22 protein-coding genes are annotated in these 16677 nt (G+C 76.6%); 9 read left to right on the forward strand and 13 right to left on the reverse strand.

All coding sequences use genetic code 11. From position 1 onward, the window contains the following. From ACI79D_RS24430 to ACI79D_RS24455, 6 genes are all read right to left on the reverse strand, one after another. Positions 1–365 (reverse strand): sigma factor (locus ACI79D_RS24430; RefSeq protein ID WP_456921128.1); only part of this gene is annotated, 365 nt, incomplete at its 3' end. A gap of 68 nt (positions 366–433) precedes the next feature. Then, a complete protein-coding gene (locus ACI79D_RS24435) occupies positions 434–1252 on the reverse strand; it encodes an SDR family NAD(P)-dependent oxidoreductase (protein WP_456921129.1) in 819 nt (272 codons plus the stop codon). Next, on the reverse strand, positions 1249–2328 hold the full coding sequence (locus ACI79D_RS24440) for an LLM class flavin-dependent oxidoreductase (RefSeq protein WP_456921130.1): 1080 nt from the start codon (positions 2326–2328) through the stop codon (positions 1249–1251). The genes ACI79D_RS24435 and ACI79D_RS24440 overlap by 4 nt, the downstream gene beginning before the upstream one ends. Before the next feature lie 97 nt (positions 2329–2425). Then, complete coding sequence (locus ACI79D_RS24445) at positions 2426–3790, reverse strand: FAD-binding oxidoreductase (RefSeq protein ID WP_456921131.1); 1365 nt, start codon at positions 3788–3790, stop codon at positions 2426–2428. 166 nt (positions 3791–3956) lie between these two features. Continuing rightward, positions 3957–4202, reverse strand: coding sequence for a hypothetical protein (locus tag ACI79D_RS24450; RefSeq protein WP_456921132.1), 246 nt, complete (start codon positions 4200–4202; stop codon positions 3957–3959). 97 nt (positions 4203–4299) lie between these two features. Next, positions 4300–4767 (reverse strand): RidA family protein, encoded by a 468-nt coding sequence (locus ACI79D_RS24455; protein WP_456921133.1) that lies wholly within the window; start codon positions 4765–4767, stop codon positions 4300–4302. Positions 4768–4887: 120 nt separating this feature from the next. On the opposite strand from ACI79D_RS24455, the gene ACI79D_RS24460 reads away from it, so the two are divergent. Further along, positions 4888–5370, forward strand: a complete 483-nt coding sequence (locus ACI79D_RS24460; RefSeq protein ID WP_456921134.1) for a nitroreductase/quinone reductase family protein — start codon at positions 4888–4890, stop codon at positions 5368–5370. Here the strand turns inward: ACI79D_RS24460 and ACI79D_RS24465 are convergent. Continuing rightward, positions 5333–6163, reverse strand: coding sequence for an alpha/beta hydrolase fold domain-containing protein (locus tag ACI79D_RS24465; RefSeq protein WP_456921135.1), 831 nt, complete (start codon positions 6161–6163; stop codon positions 5333–5335). The two genes, ACI79D_RS24460 and ACI79D_RS24465, sit on opposite strands and share 38 nt — an antisense overlap. A gap of 84 nt (positions 6164–6247) precedes the next feature. Here ACI79D_RS24465 and mug point away from each other — a divergent pair, with 84 nt between their 5' ends. Continuing rightward, positions 6248–6847, forward strand: a complete 600-nt coding sequence (gene mug / locus ACI79D_RS24470) for a G/U mismatch-specific DNA glycosylase (RefSeq protein WP_456921136.1) — start codon at positions 6248–6250, stop codon at positions 6845–6847. Here mug and ACI79D_RS24475 read toward each other — a convergent pair. Beyond that, positions 6796–7293: an N-acetyltransferase family protein gene (locus ACI79D_RS24475; protein ID WP_456921137.1), complete on the reverse strand. Its 498-nt coding sequence runs from the start codon at positions 7291–7293 to the stop codon at positions 6796–6798. The genes mug and ACI79D_RS24475 overlap by 52 nt on opposite strands. An 83-nt stretch (positions 7294–7376) precedes the next feature. Between ACI79D_RS24475 and ACI79D_RS24480 the strand changes: the two genes are divergently transcribed. Continuing rightward, complete coding sequence (locus ACI79D_RS24480) at positions 7377–7847, forward strand: winged helix-turn-helix transcriptional regulator (RefSeq protein WP_456921138.1); 471 nt, start codon at positions 7377–7379, stop codon at positions 7845–7847. Positions 7848–7894: 47 nt separating this feature from the next. Next, positions 7895–9373, forward strand: coding sequence for a tannase/feruloyl esterase family alpha/beta hydrolase (locus ACI79D_RS24485; protein ID WP_456921139.1), 1479 nt, complete (start codon positions 7895–7897; stop codon positions 9371–9373). A 22-nt stretch (positions 9374–9395) separates the two neighbouring features. On the opposite strand, the gene ACI79D_RS24490 is transcribed toward ACI79D_RS24485, so the two are convergent. Beyond that, entirely contained in the window at positions 9396–9545 is a 150-nt protein-coding gene (locus ACI79D_RS24490; RefSeq protein ID WP_456921140.1) for a hypothetical protein, read from the reverse strand. Between the two features lie 79 nt (positions 9546–9624). On the opposite strand from ACI79D_RS24490, the gene ACI79D_RS24495 reads away from it, so the two are divergent. The 3 genes from ACI79D_RS24495 to ACI79D_RS24505 are packed head-to-tail and all read left to right on the forward strand — an operon-like array spanning position 9625 to position 12421. Further along, the gene (locus tag ACI79D_RS24495) at positions 9625–11001 is read left to right on the forward strand and encodes an FAD-dependent oxidoreductase (protein ID WP_456921141.1); all 1377 of its coding nucleotides are present in this window, start codon (positions 9625–9627) and stop codon (positions 10999–11001) included. Positions 11002–11052: 51 nt separating this feature from the next. Then, on the forward strand, positions 11053–11793 hold the full coding sequence (locus ACI79D_RS24500) for an SGNH/GDSL hydrolase family protein (RefSeq protein ID WP_456921142.1): 741 nt from the start codon (positions 11053–11055) through the stop codon (positions 11791–11793). A 40-nt stretch (positions 11794–11833) separates the two neighbouring features. After that, positions 11834–12421, forward strand: a complete 588-nt coding sequence (locus tag ACI79D_RS24505; RefSeq protein WP_456921143.1) for a hypothetical protein — start codon at positions 11834–11836, stop codon at positions 12419–12421. A 43-nt stretch (positions 12422–12464) separates the two neighbouring features. Here the strand turns inward: ACI79D_RS24505 and ACI79D_RS24510 are convergent, their stop codons facing one another. After that, positions 12465–13304: a helix-turn-helix domain-containing protein gene (locus tag ACI79D_RS24510; RefSeq protein WP_456921144.1), complete on the reverse strand. Its 840-nt coding sequence runs from the start codon at positions 13302–13304 to the stop codon at positions 12465–12467. Positions 13305–13341: 37 nt separating this feature from the next. Here ACI79D_RS24510 and ACI79D_RS24515 point away from each other — a divergent pair, with 37 nt between their 5' ends. Next, positions 13342–13887 carry a TIGR03086 family metal-binding protein gene (locus ACI79D_RS24515; protein WP_456921145.1) on the forward strand — a complete coding sequence of 182 codons (546 nt, stop codon included), beginning with the start codon at positions 13342–13344 and terminating at the stop codon, positions 13885–13887. Positions 13888–13899: 12 nt separating this feature from the next. On the opposite strand, the gene ACI79D_RS24520 is transcribed toward ACI79D_RS24515, so the two are convergent. Beyond that, the gene (locus ACI79D_RS24520) at positions 13900–14091 is read right to left on the reverse strand and encodes a hypothetical protein (protein WP_456921146.1); all 192 of its coding nucleotides are present in this window, start codon (positions 14089–14091) and stop codon (positions 13900–13902) included. Between the two features lie 183 nt (positions 14092–14274). Here ACI79D_RS24520 and ACI79D_RS24525 point away from each other — a divergent pair, with 183 nt between their 5' ends. Beyond that, positions 14275–14430, forward strand: a complete 156-nt coding sequence (locus ACI79D_RS24525; RefSeq protein WP_456921147.1) for a hypothetical protein — start codon at positions 14275–14277, stop codon at positions 14428–14430. A 69-nt stretch (positions 14431–14499) separates the two neighbouring features. Here the strand turns inward: ACI79D_RS24525 and ACI79D_RS24530 are convergent, their stop codons facing one another. Next, positions 14500–15339 (reverse strand): cold-shock protein, encoded by an 840-nt coding sequence (locus ACI79D_RS24530; RefSeq protein ID WP_456921148.1) that lies wholly within the window; start codon positions 15337–15339, stop codon positions 14500–14502. A gap of 174 nt (positions 15340–15513) precedes the next feature. Next, on the reverse strand, positions 15514–16563 hold the full coding sequence (locus ACI79D_RS24535) for a 2,3-butanediol dehydrogenase (RefSeq protein ID WP_456921149.1): 1050 nt from the start codon (positions 16561–16563) through the stop codon (positions 15514–15516). Between the last annotated feature and the right edge of the window lie 114 nt (positions 16564–16677).

A 16677-nucleotide genomic window follows, 5' to 3' on the forward strand; every position in this document is an offset into this window, starting at 1 on the left:
GGCCCCCCCAGCCGGGGGGGCGCGCGCGGGGCCCGCTGCGGGGGCACCGGGGGGGGGGGGGCGCGGGGGGGGGGCCCCGCCGCCGCGGTGTCCAGCCGCCACGTCGCCGGCGGGGGAGGGGGCGCGGCGTCGAGCGACTCGAGGACCTGCTCCCCGCGGCCCAGCCGGCCGGCGGCGGAGGCGAGGGCGGCGCCGGCGGCGGCCCGCGGGTCGGTGCGGCCCCAGCGGCGGTGCACCCGGGCCAGCGCCGCCTGCACGGCCTCCTCGGCGCGGGGAGCGTCCCCGGTCAGCCGCAGCGCCTCGGCCAGCAGCGCCGGCCGCTCGGCGGCGACGAACCGCCCGAAGGCCTCGTCGACGTCGCGCACCGCTCCAGTCTGGGCGCTGCACCGCCCGCCGCGCTCAGCCCCCCGCCGCGCTCAGCCCCCCGCCGCGCTCAGCCGCCCGCCGGGACCGGGGCCGGCGGGAAGGCGGCGAGGACCCGCGCGCTGCGGGCCGCCGCCACGTCCCGGTACTCGCCGTGCGTGACCGCGTAGAGGGCGTTGTCCCGCACCGCCTGGACCACGAGCGCGCCCACCTCGTCGGGCTCGATGAACCGCAGCCGGCCGGTCTCCTCGAGGTCGACGTCGACCAGGCCGGTGGCCCCGGTCGCCGGCCGGGTGCGCAGGCTGGTCTTGATGTTGCTGTGCACCGCGCCGGGCAGCAGGGCGGTGACGCCGACCCGCGAGCCCGCCGCGGCCAGCTCGGCGGCCAGCACCTCGCTGATGCCCAGGACGGCGGCCTTGCTCGCGACGTAGGGGGCGACGTCCGGCGGGGTCACCAGCACCGACATCGACGAGGTGTTGACCACGTGCCCCCAGTCGGGGTTGCGCTCCAGCACCGGCAGGAACGCCTGGATGCCGTGCACCACCCCGTACAGGTTGACGTCGAGCACCCAGCGCCAGTCGTCGAGGCCGAGCCGGGCGACCGGCCCGAACGGCCCCACGCCGGCGTTGTTGCAGACCACGTGCACCTCGCCGTACTCGGCGACGGCCCGGTCGGCCAGCGCGGCCACGCTGTCGGGGTCGGTGACGTCGGTGCGCACGCCGAGGACGCCGAGCTCGCGGGCGGTGGCCGCGAGGGCGGCCTCGTCCACGTCGGCGATCACGACGGAGCAGCCGGCGTCCCGGAACGCCCGGGCCAGGCCGCGGCCGATGCCCGACGCCCCGCCGGTCACCACGGCGGTGGTGCCGGCGAACTCCACGGTGCGGGTCACGCGGCCACCCGCAGGCCCCGCGCCTTGGGCATGACCTCGCGGGCGAACAGCGCCAGGCTCTCGCGGGCCTGGTCGTAGGACATGCCGCCGAAGCACGGTGCCACGACCAGCTCGTAGTCGCCCAGGACGTCGCGGATCGCCTCGATCTGGCCGAGGATGCGCTCCGGGTCGCCCCACAGCGCGGTCGCGGCGTAGTCGTTCGCGGCCTTCTCCAGCCCGATCTCGCGGAAGTACGCCGCGCTCTCCGCGTAGCGCTCGTGGCCCTTGGTGGTGGCGAAGTGCTCGCCGGCCATCTCGTAGTGGTCGACGTTGGACATGAAGAACCGGTTGACGTACCGGAAGTGCCGCTCGCGGGCGAGCTCGTCGTCCTCGTGGCAGTACATGTTGACGTTGAGCGAGATCGGCGGGGCCACCCGGCCGTGCTCGGCCTCGAACAGCTCGCGGTAGCGGGTGAAGTTGGCCATCAGGGCCGGCACCGGGCGGACGATGAACGACATCATCTGCGCCTCGAGCCTCGCCGCCATGACCAGCGAGTCCGGCGAGCCGGCCACGACGTAGCGGCGGCCGCGGAAGCTCCCGCGCGGGCGCGGGCGCAGCTCCGCGCGCGGCTGCGGGTAGAACGGCCCCTCGCCCTCGATGACGCCGGTCTCCAGCGCCTCGAAGATCATCGGCGCGGCCTCGTCGAAGCGGTCGCGGGTCTCGTCCAGCGGGATGCGGAAGGGGACGTACTCCCGGCGCGACAGCCCGCGCCCGAGCCCCAGCAGCACGCGGCCGCCGGAGATGGTGTCGAGCATCAGCGCCTTCTCGGCCACCCGCAGCGGGTCGTTCCACGGCACGATCACCGCGCCGGTGCCGAGCTTGACGTGCGACGTCCGGCCCGCGACGTGGGACAGCAGCAGCAGGTTGTCCGGGCACAGCGAGTAGTCCTCGAAGTGGTGCTCGACGGCCCAGACGCTGTCGTAGCCGAGGGCCTCGGCGCGCACGGCGAGGTCGATCTCGCCCGCGTACATCTGCTCGTCGGTGAGCTCGGGGTCGAGCTTCCCGAAGCCGAGGTTGATCCCGATGCTGAGGTCCACTGCGCCCGTCCTCCCGGTGTGATCCGCGTCTCGCGAGCGACGCTACGGAGCACCCGGCCCCCGGCCGTCCTGCTCTCCGGTCAGGCGGAAGACTTCCTCAGCCGACGCCGGGGTTCATGATCCCGAGCGGGTCGACCGCGGCCCGGACGCGGGCGGCGAGGTCGAGGACGTCGGGACCGACCTGCTCGGCCAGCGCCGCGACCTTGGCCCGGCCGACGCCGTGCTCGCCGGTGATGGTGCCGCCCGCCTCGATCGCCGTGCGCAGGATCGCGTCGAACGCGGCCCGCGCCCGGGCGACGCTGTCGGCGTCGCCGGGCACGTAGAGGATCGCCGGGTGCAGGTTGCCGTCCCCGGCGTGCGCGAAGACGGGGATCTCGACGTCGTGCTCGGCGGCGATCGCCGCGATGCGCTCGAGCACGGCCGGCAGCCGGTCGACCGGGACGCAGACGTCCTCGGGCATCACCGCGCCGCGGGCGTCGATGGCCGGCCCGGTCGCCCGCCGCGCCTCCAGGAACGCCTCGCCCTCGGCGGGGTCGTCGGTCTCCAGCACCTCCCGGGCACCCGCGGCCCGGCAGCACCCGGCGATGACCGCGACCTCCTGCGCGCGGGCCGCGCCGGGGGCGTCGGACTGGGCGATGAGCAGGGCGCCGGCGGTGCGGTCCAGCCCCATCGGGCGGAAGTCCTCGACCGCGTTCACCGCCGCCCGGTCGAGCAGCTCCACCATCGACGGGCGCACGCGGGCGCCCATCGCGGCGACCGCGGCGCCGGCGTCGGCCGGGGTGTCGAACCACGCGACGACGGTGGCCGCCGGCTCCTGCGCCGGGACCAGCCGCAGCACCACCTGGGTCACCACGCCGAGGGTCCCCTCGCTGCCCACGAACAGCGGCAGCAGCGGCAGGCCGGCGACGTCCTTGACCGTCCGGCCGCCCAGGGTGACCAGCCGCCCGTCGGGCAGGACGACGTCGAGCCCGAGGACGTAGTCGCTGGTGACGCCGTACTTGACGCAGCAGATGCCGCCGGCGTCGGTGGCGACGTTGCCCCCGATGGTGGAGATGCGGAACGAGCCCGGGTCCGGCGGGTACCACAGCCCGTGGACGGCGGCGGCGTCCTTGACCGCGGCGTTGAGGGCGCCGGGCTCCACGACCGCCACCCGGGTGACCGGGTCGACCTCGATCCCGGTCATCCGCTCGGTGCACACCACCAGGCAGCCCGGCACCGCGGTGGCGCCGCCGGCCAGGCCGGTGCCCGCACCCCGGGGGACCACCGGCACCCGGTGCTCGCTCGCCCACCGCAGCGCCGTCTGCACCTGGCCGGCGTCCTCGGCGCGGACGACGGCGACCGGCTGCCCGGCGTCGGCCGCCCGCGTCCAGTCCTGCTGGTACTTCTCCGTCCGCGGGGGATCGGTGACGACCACCCCCTCGGGCAGGGACTCCACCAGCCGGCGCACCGCACCCTCGTCCATGGCAGCAGCCAACCACCGGCGCGCCGGGGACGGCGGTCACCCGCGCGACCACCGCCCGCGACGGCGCGCGCCGCGGCACCCGGCGGTTCCGGATCGCGGGGCACGGCCTGCGGCCGGCGGCCCTGGCGTGCGCCTGGCCCGGCACTGCGAGGAGGCCCATGAGGACTCACCGGATGACCGTCGTCGAGGCCACCGCCCTCGCGCTGGTGGCCGTGCCGGCCGCCGCGACCGGCGCCCAGGAGGGCGGCACCACGGTCGCCGGCGGCCTGGACAGCCCCCGCCAGGTCGACCCGACGCCGGTCGGGCAGCTGGTCCGGGTGACCGACGACGACGAGCGGACCCACGCGCAGGTCACCCTGCCGACCGGGCTGCTGCTCGACGACGGCGACCTGTACGCCTCGGCGTGGAGCATCGCCGGCCTGCTCGGCCTGCTCGGCCAGCCGGGCCGCGGCGAGCTCGTGCGCGTGGGCGACGACGCCTTCGAGCCCGCCCCTGAGCCGGGGCCTGCCTCAGCCGGCCGCGACGAGGACGACGGCGTCGACCTCCACCGCGATGCCGAAGGGCAGCTCCGCCATGCCCACCGCCGAGCGGGCGGCGAGTCCGGCGTCGCCGAGGACGTCGGTGAGCAGGTCGGAGCAGCCGTCGACCACCGCGGGGACCTGCGTGAACCCCGGCGCGCAGTTCACCATGCCGAACAGCTTCAGCACCTGCCGGACCCGGCCGAGGTCGCCGAGCTCGGTCCGCAGCCGCGCGAGGATCTGCAGGCCGGCCAGCCGGGCCGCCTCCCGGCCGGTCTCCAGGTCCAGCGCGCGCTCGCCGACCTTGCCGGTGAGCAGGGTGCCGTCCGGCCGCACCGGCCCCACCCCGGAGAGGAAGAGCAGGTCCCCGGCGCGGGTGGCCGGCGCGTAGTGGGCGCGGGGGCTCAGCGGCTCGGGCAGCTCGATGCCGAGCTCGCGCAGCCGGTCGTCGACGGTCATGGGCCCACCCTGTCCTCCGGCCCCCGGCGTCACCAACGGGCCGGCGTCCCGCTCCGCGACCTCCGGCCCTGGAGATCCCGGGTCCCACCGCCCACGCTGGAGGGGTGGGAGGAGGCCACGATGGCGCTGCACACCCGATGGGCGAAGGGAGAGCACCGGCGGGGACGGCTGGTCCGGGCCGTGCACCGCGGGTTGAGGGCGGTCGGGGAGGACGGCGTCCGGCCCCGGTGGGTGACCCTGGAGGTGCGGGGACGGCGCACCGGCCGCGCGACGTCGTCCCCGCTGGTCGTCGCCCCCCTCGACGGGGAGCGGTACCTGGTCGCCCTGCGCGGTGAGGACACCGGCTGGGTGCGGAACGTGCGGGCCGCGGGCGGCCGCGCGGTGCTGCGGCACGGACGCCGGGAGCCGGTGCGCCTGGAGGAGGTGCCGCCCGCGGCGCGCCCGCCGGTGATCCGGCGCTACCTGGAGCTGGTGCCCGGCCGCCGGGGAGCCCGGCCCGCGCCGGAGGCCGACGCCCCCCGGGTGGCCGCCGACGTCCCCGTCTTCCGGGTGGTCGGCGAGCCGGTCACGCCGATCCGAGGGCGGCGCGGAGGAAGCCGCTGACCGCACCCAGCACGGCCGGGGTGTCGAACGCGGGGTCCTCGTGGTTGGCGCCACCCAGCAGGAGGAACGACGTGGGCACCCCGGCGCCGCGCAGCGCGTCGGCCAGCCGCCGGCTGTGGGTGGACGGGACGAGCCCGTCGGCGTCGCCGTGTGCGACGAGGAACGGCGGCGCCCCGGCGTGCACGTGGGTGAGCGGGCTGGCCGCGCGGGCCGCCTCCAGGTCGTCGGCGGTCGCCGCCAGCCCGAGCAGGCGGGCCTCGAACGAGGGCACCAGCGGCGGGCCGCTGACGAACGGCGGCAGCGGCCCCTCCGGGACGTCGGTGTCGCGGGCGAGCAGGTCGGTCACCGGGAACCAGGTCACGACCGCCTGCACCGAGCTGTCGCCCAGCTCGCCGTCCCGCGCGTCGGGGCACAGGCCGGCCAGGGCGGCGAGGTGGCCGCCGGCCGAGGCGCCCCAGGCGCCGACCCGGGCGGCGTCGACCCCGTGGGCCGCCCCCTCGGCGCGCAGCCAGCGGACGGCGGCCCGGAGGTCGTCGAGCGGCGCGGGGAAGGTGGCCTGGCCGCTGAGCCGGTACTGCACCGCGGCCACGGCGACGCCGTCGGCGGCCACCGGGAGCAGCCGCTCCTCGGCGCGGTCGGTGCGCGTGCCCCGCAGCCAGCCGCCCCCGTGGAGGTAGACCGCGACCGGTGTCGGCCGGGGCGCCTCGGGCACGTAGAGGTCCAGGCACAGCTCGACGCCGTCGGGGGTGGCGTAGACCAGGTCGGGGGTGACGGTGACGGCGGCGGGCGGCATGGTGCTCCAGGGACGCAGGACGGGGGGCGGGCGCCAGCCTGGACCGTCCGGCAGCGGGCGGCAACCCGCCGTTACGCTCGTCGGGTGCCGGCCAAGCCGCTCCGCGACGTCGTCGCGCCGGACCTGGACGTGCTGTTCTGCGGCATCAACCCCTCGCTGCTGTCGGCGGCGCGCGGGCACCACTTCGCCCGGCCCGGCAACCGCTTCTGGCCGGCGCTGCACCTGGCCGGGCTGACGCCGCGGCGGATGACGCCCGAGGAGGACGGCGAGCTGCCGCGCCACGGCCTGGGCGTGACCAACCTGGTGGACCGGCCGACCCGCACGGCAGCGGAGCTGAGCCCCGAGGAGCTGCGGGAGGGGGCCGCGGCGCTGGCCGAGCTGGTGGCCCGGTACCGGCCGCGGGTGCTCGCCGTCCTGGGGGTGGGCGCCTACCGGACCGGCTTCGGCCGGCCACGCGCGGTCCTGGGCCGGCAGGACGAGCGGATCGGCGGCGCGCAGACCTGGGTGGTGCCGAACCCGAGCGGCCTCAACGCGCATTACCAGCTGCCGGACCTGGCCCGGCTGTACGGGCAGCTGCGGTCAGCGGCCGACGGCGACGGCGCGCTGCCGGCTGACGGCGGCTCGTCCGGGGGTCAGGCGCCGACCGGTGCCGGCACGCGGGCCAGGGGAGCGGAGACGGCGTAGACGCCGTCCGCCGCGGTCAGGGACGCGCCGGGCAGCAGCCGGCGGACCAGCCCGACGACGCGGTCGTTGTCCTCCTGGACGTCGGCGGTGAGGGTGGCCACGCCGCGCCGGCCGGCCAGCTCGACGAGCTCGCGGAGCAGCTGCCGGCCGACCCCGACGCCCTGCCACCCGTCCTCGACGACGACGGCGACCTCGGCCGTCGCCGGGTCGGCGGGGGAGCGGTCGTAGCGGGCCACCCCGACGACCTCGCCGCCCACCTCGGCGACCAGCGCCTCCCGCAGGTGGTGGTCCACGGCGACCAGGTGGGGGAGCGCGGCGGCCGGCGGCCGGCGCAGCGGCGCGTGGAACCGGCGGTAGACCGTCTCGGGGGACAGCCGGCTCCACAGGCGGCAGAAGCGCGGGCCGTCGTCCGGCCGCACCGGCCTCGTGCGCACTCCGATGTCCATGCCGCACCTCCTCGGTTCGGGAGGTGAACTCTGCTCCGTCCGGGTGAGTTCGTCAAGCGAACCCAGCGAGGTAGGATCGCGGTGTGGGCGAGGCGCTGTGGGACCGGTCGCGGTGCTCGGTCGCGGGCGCGCTGGCCGTCGTCGGGGAGAAGTGGAGCCTGCTCGTGCTGCGCGAGGCGTTCCTCGGCGTGCGCCGGTTCGCCGACTTCCAGCGGGTGCTCGGCGCGCCGCGGGCCGTGCTCACCGACCGGCTGAACACCCTGGTCGACCAGGGGCTGTTGCGGCGGGAGCCCTACCAGGCGCAGGGGGAGCGGCAGCGGCACGAGTACCGGCTGACGCAGAAGGGCATCGACCTCTACCCGGCGCTGGTCGCACTGATGGAGTGGGGCGACCGCCACCTCGCCGGGGAGGGCGCCGCGCCGCTGGAGCTGCGGCACCGCGACTGCGGCGAGCCGGTGCACCTGGCGCTGGTCTGCGAGGCCGGGCACGAGCTCTCCGGCGCCCGCGACGTGCGCGCCGTCCCCGCCGGCGCCGAGGCCGCCCGTTCCCGCTGACGGAAGCGGGGCCGGCCGGCCGGGCGCCCGCTGACAGACTCGGCCGCATGCCGGTCCCGGGGGCCTCGAGCCGACTCGCCACGCTGTCGCTGCCGAACACGACCGTCGACTCGGTCGTCGACGACCCGGGGGACGCGACGACCCCGCCGTCCTGCCGCGTGCAGCTCACCGTCACCCACCCGCCGGCCGACGACCGCGTGACCGTCTGGGTGCACCTGCCCACGCAGACGTGGAACGGCCGCTTCCAGGGCGTGGGTGGGGGCGGCTTCCTCGGCGGCTCCCCGGAGTCCCTGCTCGAGCCGCTGCGCGCCGGGTACGCCGCGGCCGCGACCGACGCCGGCCACCCCGACGCCACCGCCTCCTTCGCCCTCGACGGCCGGGGTCGGCTGGACTGGCAGCGCATCCGGGACTTCGGCCACCTCGGCATCCACGACATGACGGTCGCGGCCAAGGCGGTGGTGACCGCGTACTACGGGCAGCCGCCGGCGTACTCCTACTTCAACGGCTGCTCGACCGGCGGCCGGCAGGGGCTGATGGCGGCGCAGCGCTACCCGGCCGACTACGACGGCGTCCTCTCCGGCGCGCCGGCGATCAACTGGCCGCGGATGCAGGTCGGCCAGATCTGGGGCCAGCTCGTCATGCTCGAGCGAGGCAACTTCGTCTCCGCGGCCAAGTTCGAGGCGGCGCTGGCCGCGATCGTCGAGCAGTGCGACACCGTGGGGGACGGCGTCCGCGACCGCGTGGTGGGCGACCCGCTGGCCGCGCGGCCCGACCTCGACGCCCTGGTCGGGCTGCCGACGCCGGACGGCCCGTTGACCGAGACCGACGTCGAGGTGGTCCGGCTCATCGGGGAGGGGCCGCGGCGGCGGGACGGGGAGTTCCTCTGGTACGGCCTGGCCCCCGGCGCGCCCTTCGCCGGCCTGCACGACACCGCGGTGGTCGACGGCCAGCTGGTCGGTCAGCCGTTCGTCTTCGACCTGTGGTGGATCGGGCTGTTCCTGGAGCAGGACCCGGCCTGGGACTGGCGCACCCTCACCCGCGAGGCGTTCGAGGCGTACTTCGAGCGGTCGGTGGAGATGTACTCCGCCGTCCTGGCCGCCGACGATCCCGACCTGACCGCGTTCGCCGACCGGGGTGGGAAGGCGCTGCTCTGGCACGGCGCCGCCGACTTCGGCATCCCGTTCCAGGGCACCGTCGACTACTACGAGCGGGTCGGGGCGCGGATGGGCGCCGAGCGCACCGACGAGTTCCTCCGGCTGTTCCTCGCCCCCGGCGTCGGCCACTGCGGCGGCGGCGTCGGGCCCCAGCCGGGCGGCCAGTTCGAGGCGCTGGTCGCCTGGGTCGAGGAGGGCCGCGCGCCCGAGGAACTGGTCGCGACGAGGAGTGCCGAGGACGGGACCGTGCTGCAGACCCGCCCGCTCTACGCCTACCCGGGCATCGCGCGGTGGACGGGCGAGGGCGACCCGGACGACGCGGCCAGCTTCACCCGCGCCGAGGGCACCCGCCTGGCCCCGCACCGCGACTGAGCGCCGGTCGGCCAGCGACCGGTCAGACCGGCTGCGGGCCCTCGGGAGGAGGGGCGGTCGGGTCGGTCGGCCCCGGCTGCGGCACCGGCGCCGGCCCGGGCGGGGAGACCGGGTCCATCGGCGACGGGGAGGGCGACGGGGGCTGGGGGCCGGGCAGGGGAGGCGTCGTCATGGGCCCGCTCCTACCCGGTCGGGCCCGCGCCATCCCGCGTCGAGCGGCGACCGCCCGCCGGGTCCCCTACGGTCCGGGGGTGACCAAGCGGGTGGTCGTGGTGGGCGGGGACGCAGCCGGTGGCAGCGCCGCATCGCAGGCGAAGAAGCGGCAGCGCGACCTCGACGTCGTGATGTTCGAGCGCGGGCGGGCGACGTCCTACTCCGCGTGCGGCATCCCCTACTGGATCAGCGACGCGGTCGACTCCGAGGCCGAGCTGATCGCCCGCACCCCCGAGCAGCACCGGGCCGCGGGCATCGACGTCCGGATGCGCACCGAGGTCGTCGGGATCGACCTGGACCGCCGCGTCGTCCACTGGCGGGACCTGGACGGCGGTGGCGAGGGGACCGAGGGCTTCGACGAGCTGGTCTACGCCACCGGCAGCGTCCCCATGCGCCCGCCGGTCCCGGGCATCGACGCCCCCGGGGTGTACGGCGTCCAGGTGCTCGACGACGGCGTGGCGCTGCGCGCGGAGCTGGAGAGCGGCGACGTCCGCCGGGTGGTCGTGGTGGGCGGCGGCTACATCGGCCTGGAGATCGCCGAGGCCTGCCGGATCCGCGGGCTCGAGGTCACCGTCGTCGACCGCTCGGCCACGCCGGTGGGCACCTTCGACCCCGACGTCGGGCAGTTCATCGCCGACGCCGTCCGCCGCGAGGGGATCGAGCTGGTGCTCTCCGACCCGGTCGCGGCGATCGAGGTCGACCGCACCGGGCGCGCCCGGGCGGTGGTCACCGCCGGCGGCAAGGAGCTGCCCGCCGACCTGGTGGTGCTGGGCCTCGGCGTGCGGCCGGCCGTCCGGCTGGCCGAGGAGGCCGGCATCCCGCTCGGGGTCTCCGGCGGCGTCGCCGTCGACGTGCGGATGCACACCCGCGCCGAGGGGGTGTGGGCCGCCGGGGACTGCGTCGAGTCGCGGCACCGGCTGACCGGGCAGCCGATCGTGGTGGCGCTGGGCACCCACGCCAACAAGCAGGGACGGGTGGCGGGGATCAACATCGGCGGGGGCTACGCGACGTTCCCGGGCGTCATCGGGACCGCCATCACCCGGATCTGCGACCTGGAGGTGGCCCGCACCGGCCTGTCCGAGGCCGAGGCGGCCGCCGCCGGGTACTCCTTCGTCACCGCGTCGGTGGACTCCACGACCAAGGCCGGGTACTTCCCGGGCGCCCAGCCCATCCGGGTCAAGATGATCGCCGAGCGGCGCAGCGGGCAGCTGCTCGGCGCCCAGGTCGTCGGCCGGGAGGCGGCGGCCAAGCGCATCGACGCGCTGGCGATCTGCATCTGGAACGAGATGGGCGTCGACCAGGTCCTCTCCCTGGACCTCGCCTACGCCCCGCCGTTCTCCCCGGTGTGGGACCCCGTGCTCATCGCCGCCCGGAAGGCGTTCGAGGCCGTGGAGACCGACGTCCGCCTGCTGTAGCGGACACCGGCGACCAGGAGGAGCGGGACATGGCGGACGGCGGGGGGGCCGGTGTACGTCGCCCTGGGTGACTCCATCTCCATCGACGACTACGCGGGCGGCCCCGGGCGCGGAGGCGCCGGCCTGCTGTTCGCCAACCGCGATGACGACTTCCCCGACTGGCGCGGCCGTGACCTGGTGACCGCGGACCCGGACACCGGCTTCACGATGCTGGCCACGGACGGCGCCACGACCCCCACCCTCCTCGAGGTCCAGCTGCCCCGGCTGGCGGCGCTCGGGGCCCGCCCGTCACTGGTCACGCTGACGATCGGCGGCAACGACCTGCTGGGCGCCTACGGCGACACCCCGGCGGCGCGCGCGACGGTCACCCGGGTCGCGGCGGCCGTGGACCGGGCGCTGGCCGAGATCGCCCGGCTGTCGTCGCCGGAGGGCCGGATCGCGCTCGGCACGGTGTACGACCCGAGCGACGGCACCGGCGACGCCGCCCGGCTGGGGCTGCCGCCCTGGCCGGACGCGGTCGCGGTGCTCGGCGAGCTCAACGACGAGCTACGCGCCACCGCAGCCCGGCACGGCGTCCGCGTCGCCGAGATCGCCGAGGCCTTCCACGGCCACGGCCTGCTGGCCGGCGACCCCACCCGTCCGGACGCGCGGCCACCGGACCGGGCGCTGTGGTTCTGCAACGTCATCGAGCCCAACGCGTGGGGCGCCTCCGGCGTGCGCGCGGCCTTCTGGGCAGCCCTGGCCACCGGAGGTCCCGCGGTCGGCAGTTACCCCGGACGCGTCCACGGGTAGACCCGGGTGGCTCAGGACGGGAGCGACCTCAGGGGGAGACGTGACCACGACGAGCGACAACCACTTCCTCGCCCAGGCCGTGCACGACCTCGGCTCGGCGCTGTGGCTCGGCGGCGCGGTGATGGGCATCGCCGGGGTGAACAAGTCCGGCAGCGACCTCAGCCAGGGGATCGACCGCATCCGGGTGGCCAACTCCGCCTGGAGCCGGTTCGCCCCGGCGCAGTGGGGCGGCATCGCGGCCACACTGCTGGCCGGGCTGCGGCTCACCCAGGTCGGCGGCCGCCGGCTCGCGCTCCAGGAGGGCTTCGCGTCGGTCGGTGCGCTCAAGGCCGCCCTGGCCGTGGCCGGCGCGGGCGCGACGGCGTACGCCGCCTACAGCGGCAACCGCATCGGCACGCTGGCGGAGGAGGCCGAGCGGCGCGGCACGCCCGTCGAGGTCAAGGACGCCACGCTGCCCACCGCGGGCACCCCCGAGGAGATCGCGACGTGGCAGCGGCGCCAGCGGATCACGCAGTTCGTCGTCCCGGCGCTGGCCGGGGCGAACATCGTCTGCGGCTCCTGGCTCGTGCAGTCCTACCGGCCTGCCGCCACCGCCCAGGGCGTCCTCGCCCGGCTGGTGCGCCGCTGACCTCGCCGCCGGGAGCCTGCCGCGGGGCGCAGGCCGGCCCGCGTCAGCCCGCGTAGCGCGTGGCGAACGCGCGCGGCGTCATCGCGGTGACCCGCGCGAAGTCGCGGCTGAAGTGGGCCTGGTCGGCGTACCCGAGGACGGCGGCCACCTCCGCCAGGGTGGTGGACCGGCTGCGGAGACGCTCCGCCGCCTCCTGCAGCCGGCGTCGCTGGATGAGCCACTTCGGCGTCAGCCCGAGCCTGCGGTGCACCAGCCGCTGCAGGGCGCGCTCCGACAGCCCGAACTCGGCGCAGACCTGCGCCACGCGGGTCACCCCGGCGTCCCCCTCGACGAAGGCGACCACCCGGTTGACCAGGTCGCCCTCGGCGTCGACGGGGAGCAGCGGGCGCAGCGCGTCGCCGAAGGCGTCCATCGCCGCCCCGTGCGCGTCGGGCGCGGCCGGGTCGGGCGCCATGGCGGTGCGCACCCGGTCGACGAGCCGGCTCCCCTCGGCACCCAGGACCTCGGCCAGGTCGACGTACCGGTCGGTGTAGGCCGCCAGGGGCTCCCGCGCCAGGAGGTACCCGGCCGCCGGCGCGCACATGAGCCCGACCGCCCAGCCGTCCCCGGTGAGCGTGGTCGTGGACAGCCCCGAGACGACGCCGTAGAAGCGCGCGTACCCCGCGGAGACGACCAGCAGCGTCACCGGGTACTGCAGCACCCGCTGCGGTGCCTCGGCGCCCGGCGGCACCGACCAGACCGGGATCCAGAACCGCTGCAGCAGGCCGGCGAACTCCGGGTCGGCCGCGTACCGGTGCATCACGTGCGACCCGTCGCGGGGATCGCGCAGGTGGGCACGCTCGATCGCGTCCAGCGGGACCGTCCGGGCGGTGTCGGGTTTCATCAAGACCCCACCCTGCCGTGGTCCCTACCGTTCGGCCATGACCGACACCGCGAGCTCGTACGAGGCCGCCGACCGCCCGCTGACCGCCGTCCTGGACGCCGTCCCCGCCGACCGGTGGACCGCACCGTCGCCCTGCGCCGGGTGGGCGGCGCGGGACGTCGTCCGGCACCTGGTGGAGACCCAGCGGGAGTTCCTGACCGGGCACGGCGTCGACCTGGGAGAGGCCCCGGACGTCGACGCCGACCCGGCCGGCGCGTGGCGCCGGCACGCCGATCGGGTCTCCGGCGCGATCGCCGACGACGCCGTCGCCGGCGCGGAGTTCGACGGGTACTTCGGTCCCACGACCGTCGGCGCCACCCTCGAGCGGTTCTACGTCTGGGACATGCTCGTGCACCGCTGGGACGTGGCCCGGGCCGCGGGCATCGACGCCGGGTTCACCGACGACGAGCTCGACCGGATCGAGCAGGGGGCCGAGGGCTTCGGGGACGCCCTCTACAGCGAGGGCATCTGCCGGCCGGCGGTCGAGGCGCCCGCCGGCGCCGACCGGGCGACCCGCGTGCTGGCCCGCCTCGGGCGGGCCTGACCGGCGCGGCGCTCAGGCCGCGGGGCGGGTGAGCGCCCAGCGCGCCTCGAGCCACTCGTTGAGGCGGGCCTCGGCGGCCTGGCAGGCGGTGAAGGCGGCGATGCTGGGCGACTCGGTGAACTCCGAGCGCGCGACCCCCAGGTCACGGTGGGCCTCGGCGATCAGCAGGTCGATCTCGGACACGGGCAGGGCAGTGGAGAGCATGGCGGCTCCCTGGCGAGACACGGATCCGGGACCGTCTCGCCCGGGGCTCTGCCGCAGTAGTACCCGCGTTCCGGGGCTCAACCCCACCGGCCCCGGGTATGCGCGACTCCGGGCCGCCCGGCGGGACCGGGTCCGGCCCCGGACGGCCGCGAACCGGCGGGGACAGCACACGAGGAGGACCAGATGAGCGAGCCGACGGACGCCGCGCAGCAGGGCCAGGAGCAGGAGGGCTCGTCCGACAGCCCCGGGCAGCACCCGGAGCGCGCCGGCGGCGGCCGCACGCAGGGCGAGACCGCGGTCGACGACGCGATGGGCCAGGGGACGGCGCCGGGAGACTGACCGGGCGGGGGGAACGCCCCCCGGCCACCGCGGGCCGGCCTCCCCGAGGGGAGGCCGGCCCGCGGTCGGTCAGACGGCCGAGACGTCCTCGGCCTGCGGGCCGCGCTGGCCCTGGGTCGTCTCGAACTCGACCCGCTGGCCCTCGTCGAGGCTGCGGTAGCCGCCGCGGTCGGCGATGGCCGAGAAGTGCACGAACACGTCCGGCCCGCCGTCGTCGGGCTCGATGAACCCGAAGCCCTTCTCGGCGTTGAACCACTTCACCGTGCCGCGGGCGCGCCCGCCGCCGCCGGAGCGCCGGCCGCCGCTCTCCCGCGGACCGCTGTCGCGGTACCCCGAGTCGCGGTAGCCGCCGTCCCGGCCACCCGAGTCGCGGTAGCCGCCGTCCCGGCCGCGCGAGCCGCCCCCCGCGCCCCCCTCAGGGCGGACGTCCTCGGCCTGCGGGCCGCGCTGGCCCTGGGTCGTCTGGAAGTCCACCCGCTGGCCCTCGTCGAGGCTGCGGTAGCTGCCGGTGTCGGCGATGGCCGAGAAGTGGACGAAGACGTCGGCCGAGCCGTCGTCGGGGGCGATGAACCCGAAGCCCTTCTCGGCGTTGAACCACGACACGGTGCCCGTGCTGCGCCCGCCCCCGCGCGAGGACGGCCGGCCCCGGTCGCCGCCCCGGTCACGGTCGCGGGCCGGCGCCTCCCGCTGAGGACGGCCACCGCCCAGCGGCCGGACGTCCTCGGCCTGGGGGCCACGCTGGCCCTGGCTGGTCTCGTACTCCACCCGCTGGCCCTCGTCGAGGCTGCGGTAGCCGCCCGTGTCGGCGATGGCCGAGAAGTGGACGAACACGTCCGGCCCGCCCTCGTCGGCCTCGATGAACCCGAAGCCCTTCTCGGCGTTGAACCACTTCACCGTGCCCTGCGGCATCTCTTGCTCCTGCACCCCTCGCGTCGGCGGGTCCGTCCCGCCGACCGCCCGCGCGGGCCTCTCTCCGGCTCGTGCGCGGTACTGGCAGCGTGCCTTACCCGTCCGACGGGACTTCGCGCACCCCCGCGGATCGCGGATCTCCCGGGCGGGCCCGGCGGCCGCTGCCAGGTGCGGTCAGACCCTGACCAGGATCTTCATCCCGTCCCCGTGGCGCAGCCGGCCGAAGGCGTCGACGAGGTCGTCGACGGCGATCTCCTCCACCCACCCGGTCGGGTCGTAGCGCCCCTCGGCCATGGCGGCGATGACCGCGTCGAAATCGCGCGGCAGGTAGGCCAGGGCCCCGGTCATCGAGGTCTCGCCGAACACCAGCACCGACGGGTTGAACTCGAACCCCTTCTCGTGCAGGGCCACGACCACCAGCCGACCGGCCGGGGCGAGCAGCCCGACCGCCGCGGTCACCGCCGCGCCGGCGCCGGCGGCGTCGAAGGCGACGTCCACCCCGTCCCCGCCGGTGACCTCGGCGACGACCGCGGCGAGGTCGTCGGCCGTGGGGTCGACGACGTGCGGCGCGCCGAGCCGCTGCACCGCTGCGCGCCGGGCCGCGCTCGGCTCGGAGACGACGACGTCGGTCACCCCGCGGGCCCGCAGCGCGAAGTACAGGCCGATGCCGATCGGGCCGGCTCCCGCGACCAGGGCCGACCCGCCCGGCCGGACGCCGCTGACGTCGACGGCGTGCCAGGCGACCGACATGGGCTCGACGAGGGCACCCATGCGCAGGTCCACCGCGTCGGGCAGCCGGTGCAGCATGGTCGCGGGCACCGTCGTGTACTCGGCCATGCCGCCGCCGTCGCTGGTCAGCCCGTGGAAGCCGAAGCTGCGGCAGGTGTTGACCATGCCCTTGCGACAGGCCGCGCACGTCCCGCAGGAGTAGACCGGCCAGACGGCGACCCGGTCGCCGACCGCCACGCCGTCGACGCCGTCGCCGAGCTCGACGACGGTGCCGGAGAACTCGTGGCCGAGCACCTGCGGGGGCATCGACCCGGTGAGGGGGTGCGGTTGCGTGTAGTCCAGGCCGGAGTTCTCCGGCGAGTAGAAGACGTGCAGGTCCGACCCGCAGATGCCGGCATAGGCGTTGCGCAGCTTCACCTGTCCGGGGCCGGGCGAGGGTTCGGCGACGTCCTCGATGCGGACGTCCTCCTGTGCGTGGAACCGGGCTGACCTCACGGTGTCCTCCTCGGGGATCGGGTGCGGGGGGGGGGGGGGGGGGGGGGGGGGGGGGGGCGGCCCGCGCCCCCCGCCCCCCGGGCCCCCCGCCCCCCAATACCCTATCCAACCAAA

The sequence above is a fragment of the Geodermatophilus sp. SYSU D00708 genome (assembly GCF_054050115.1).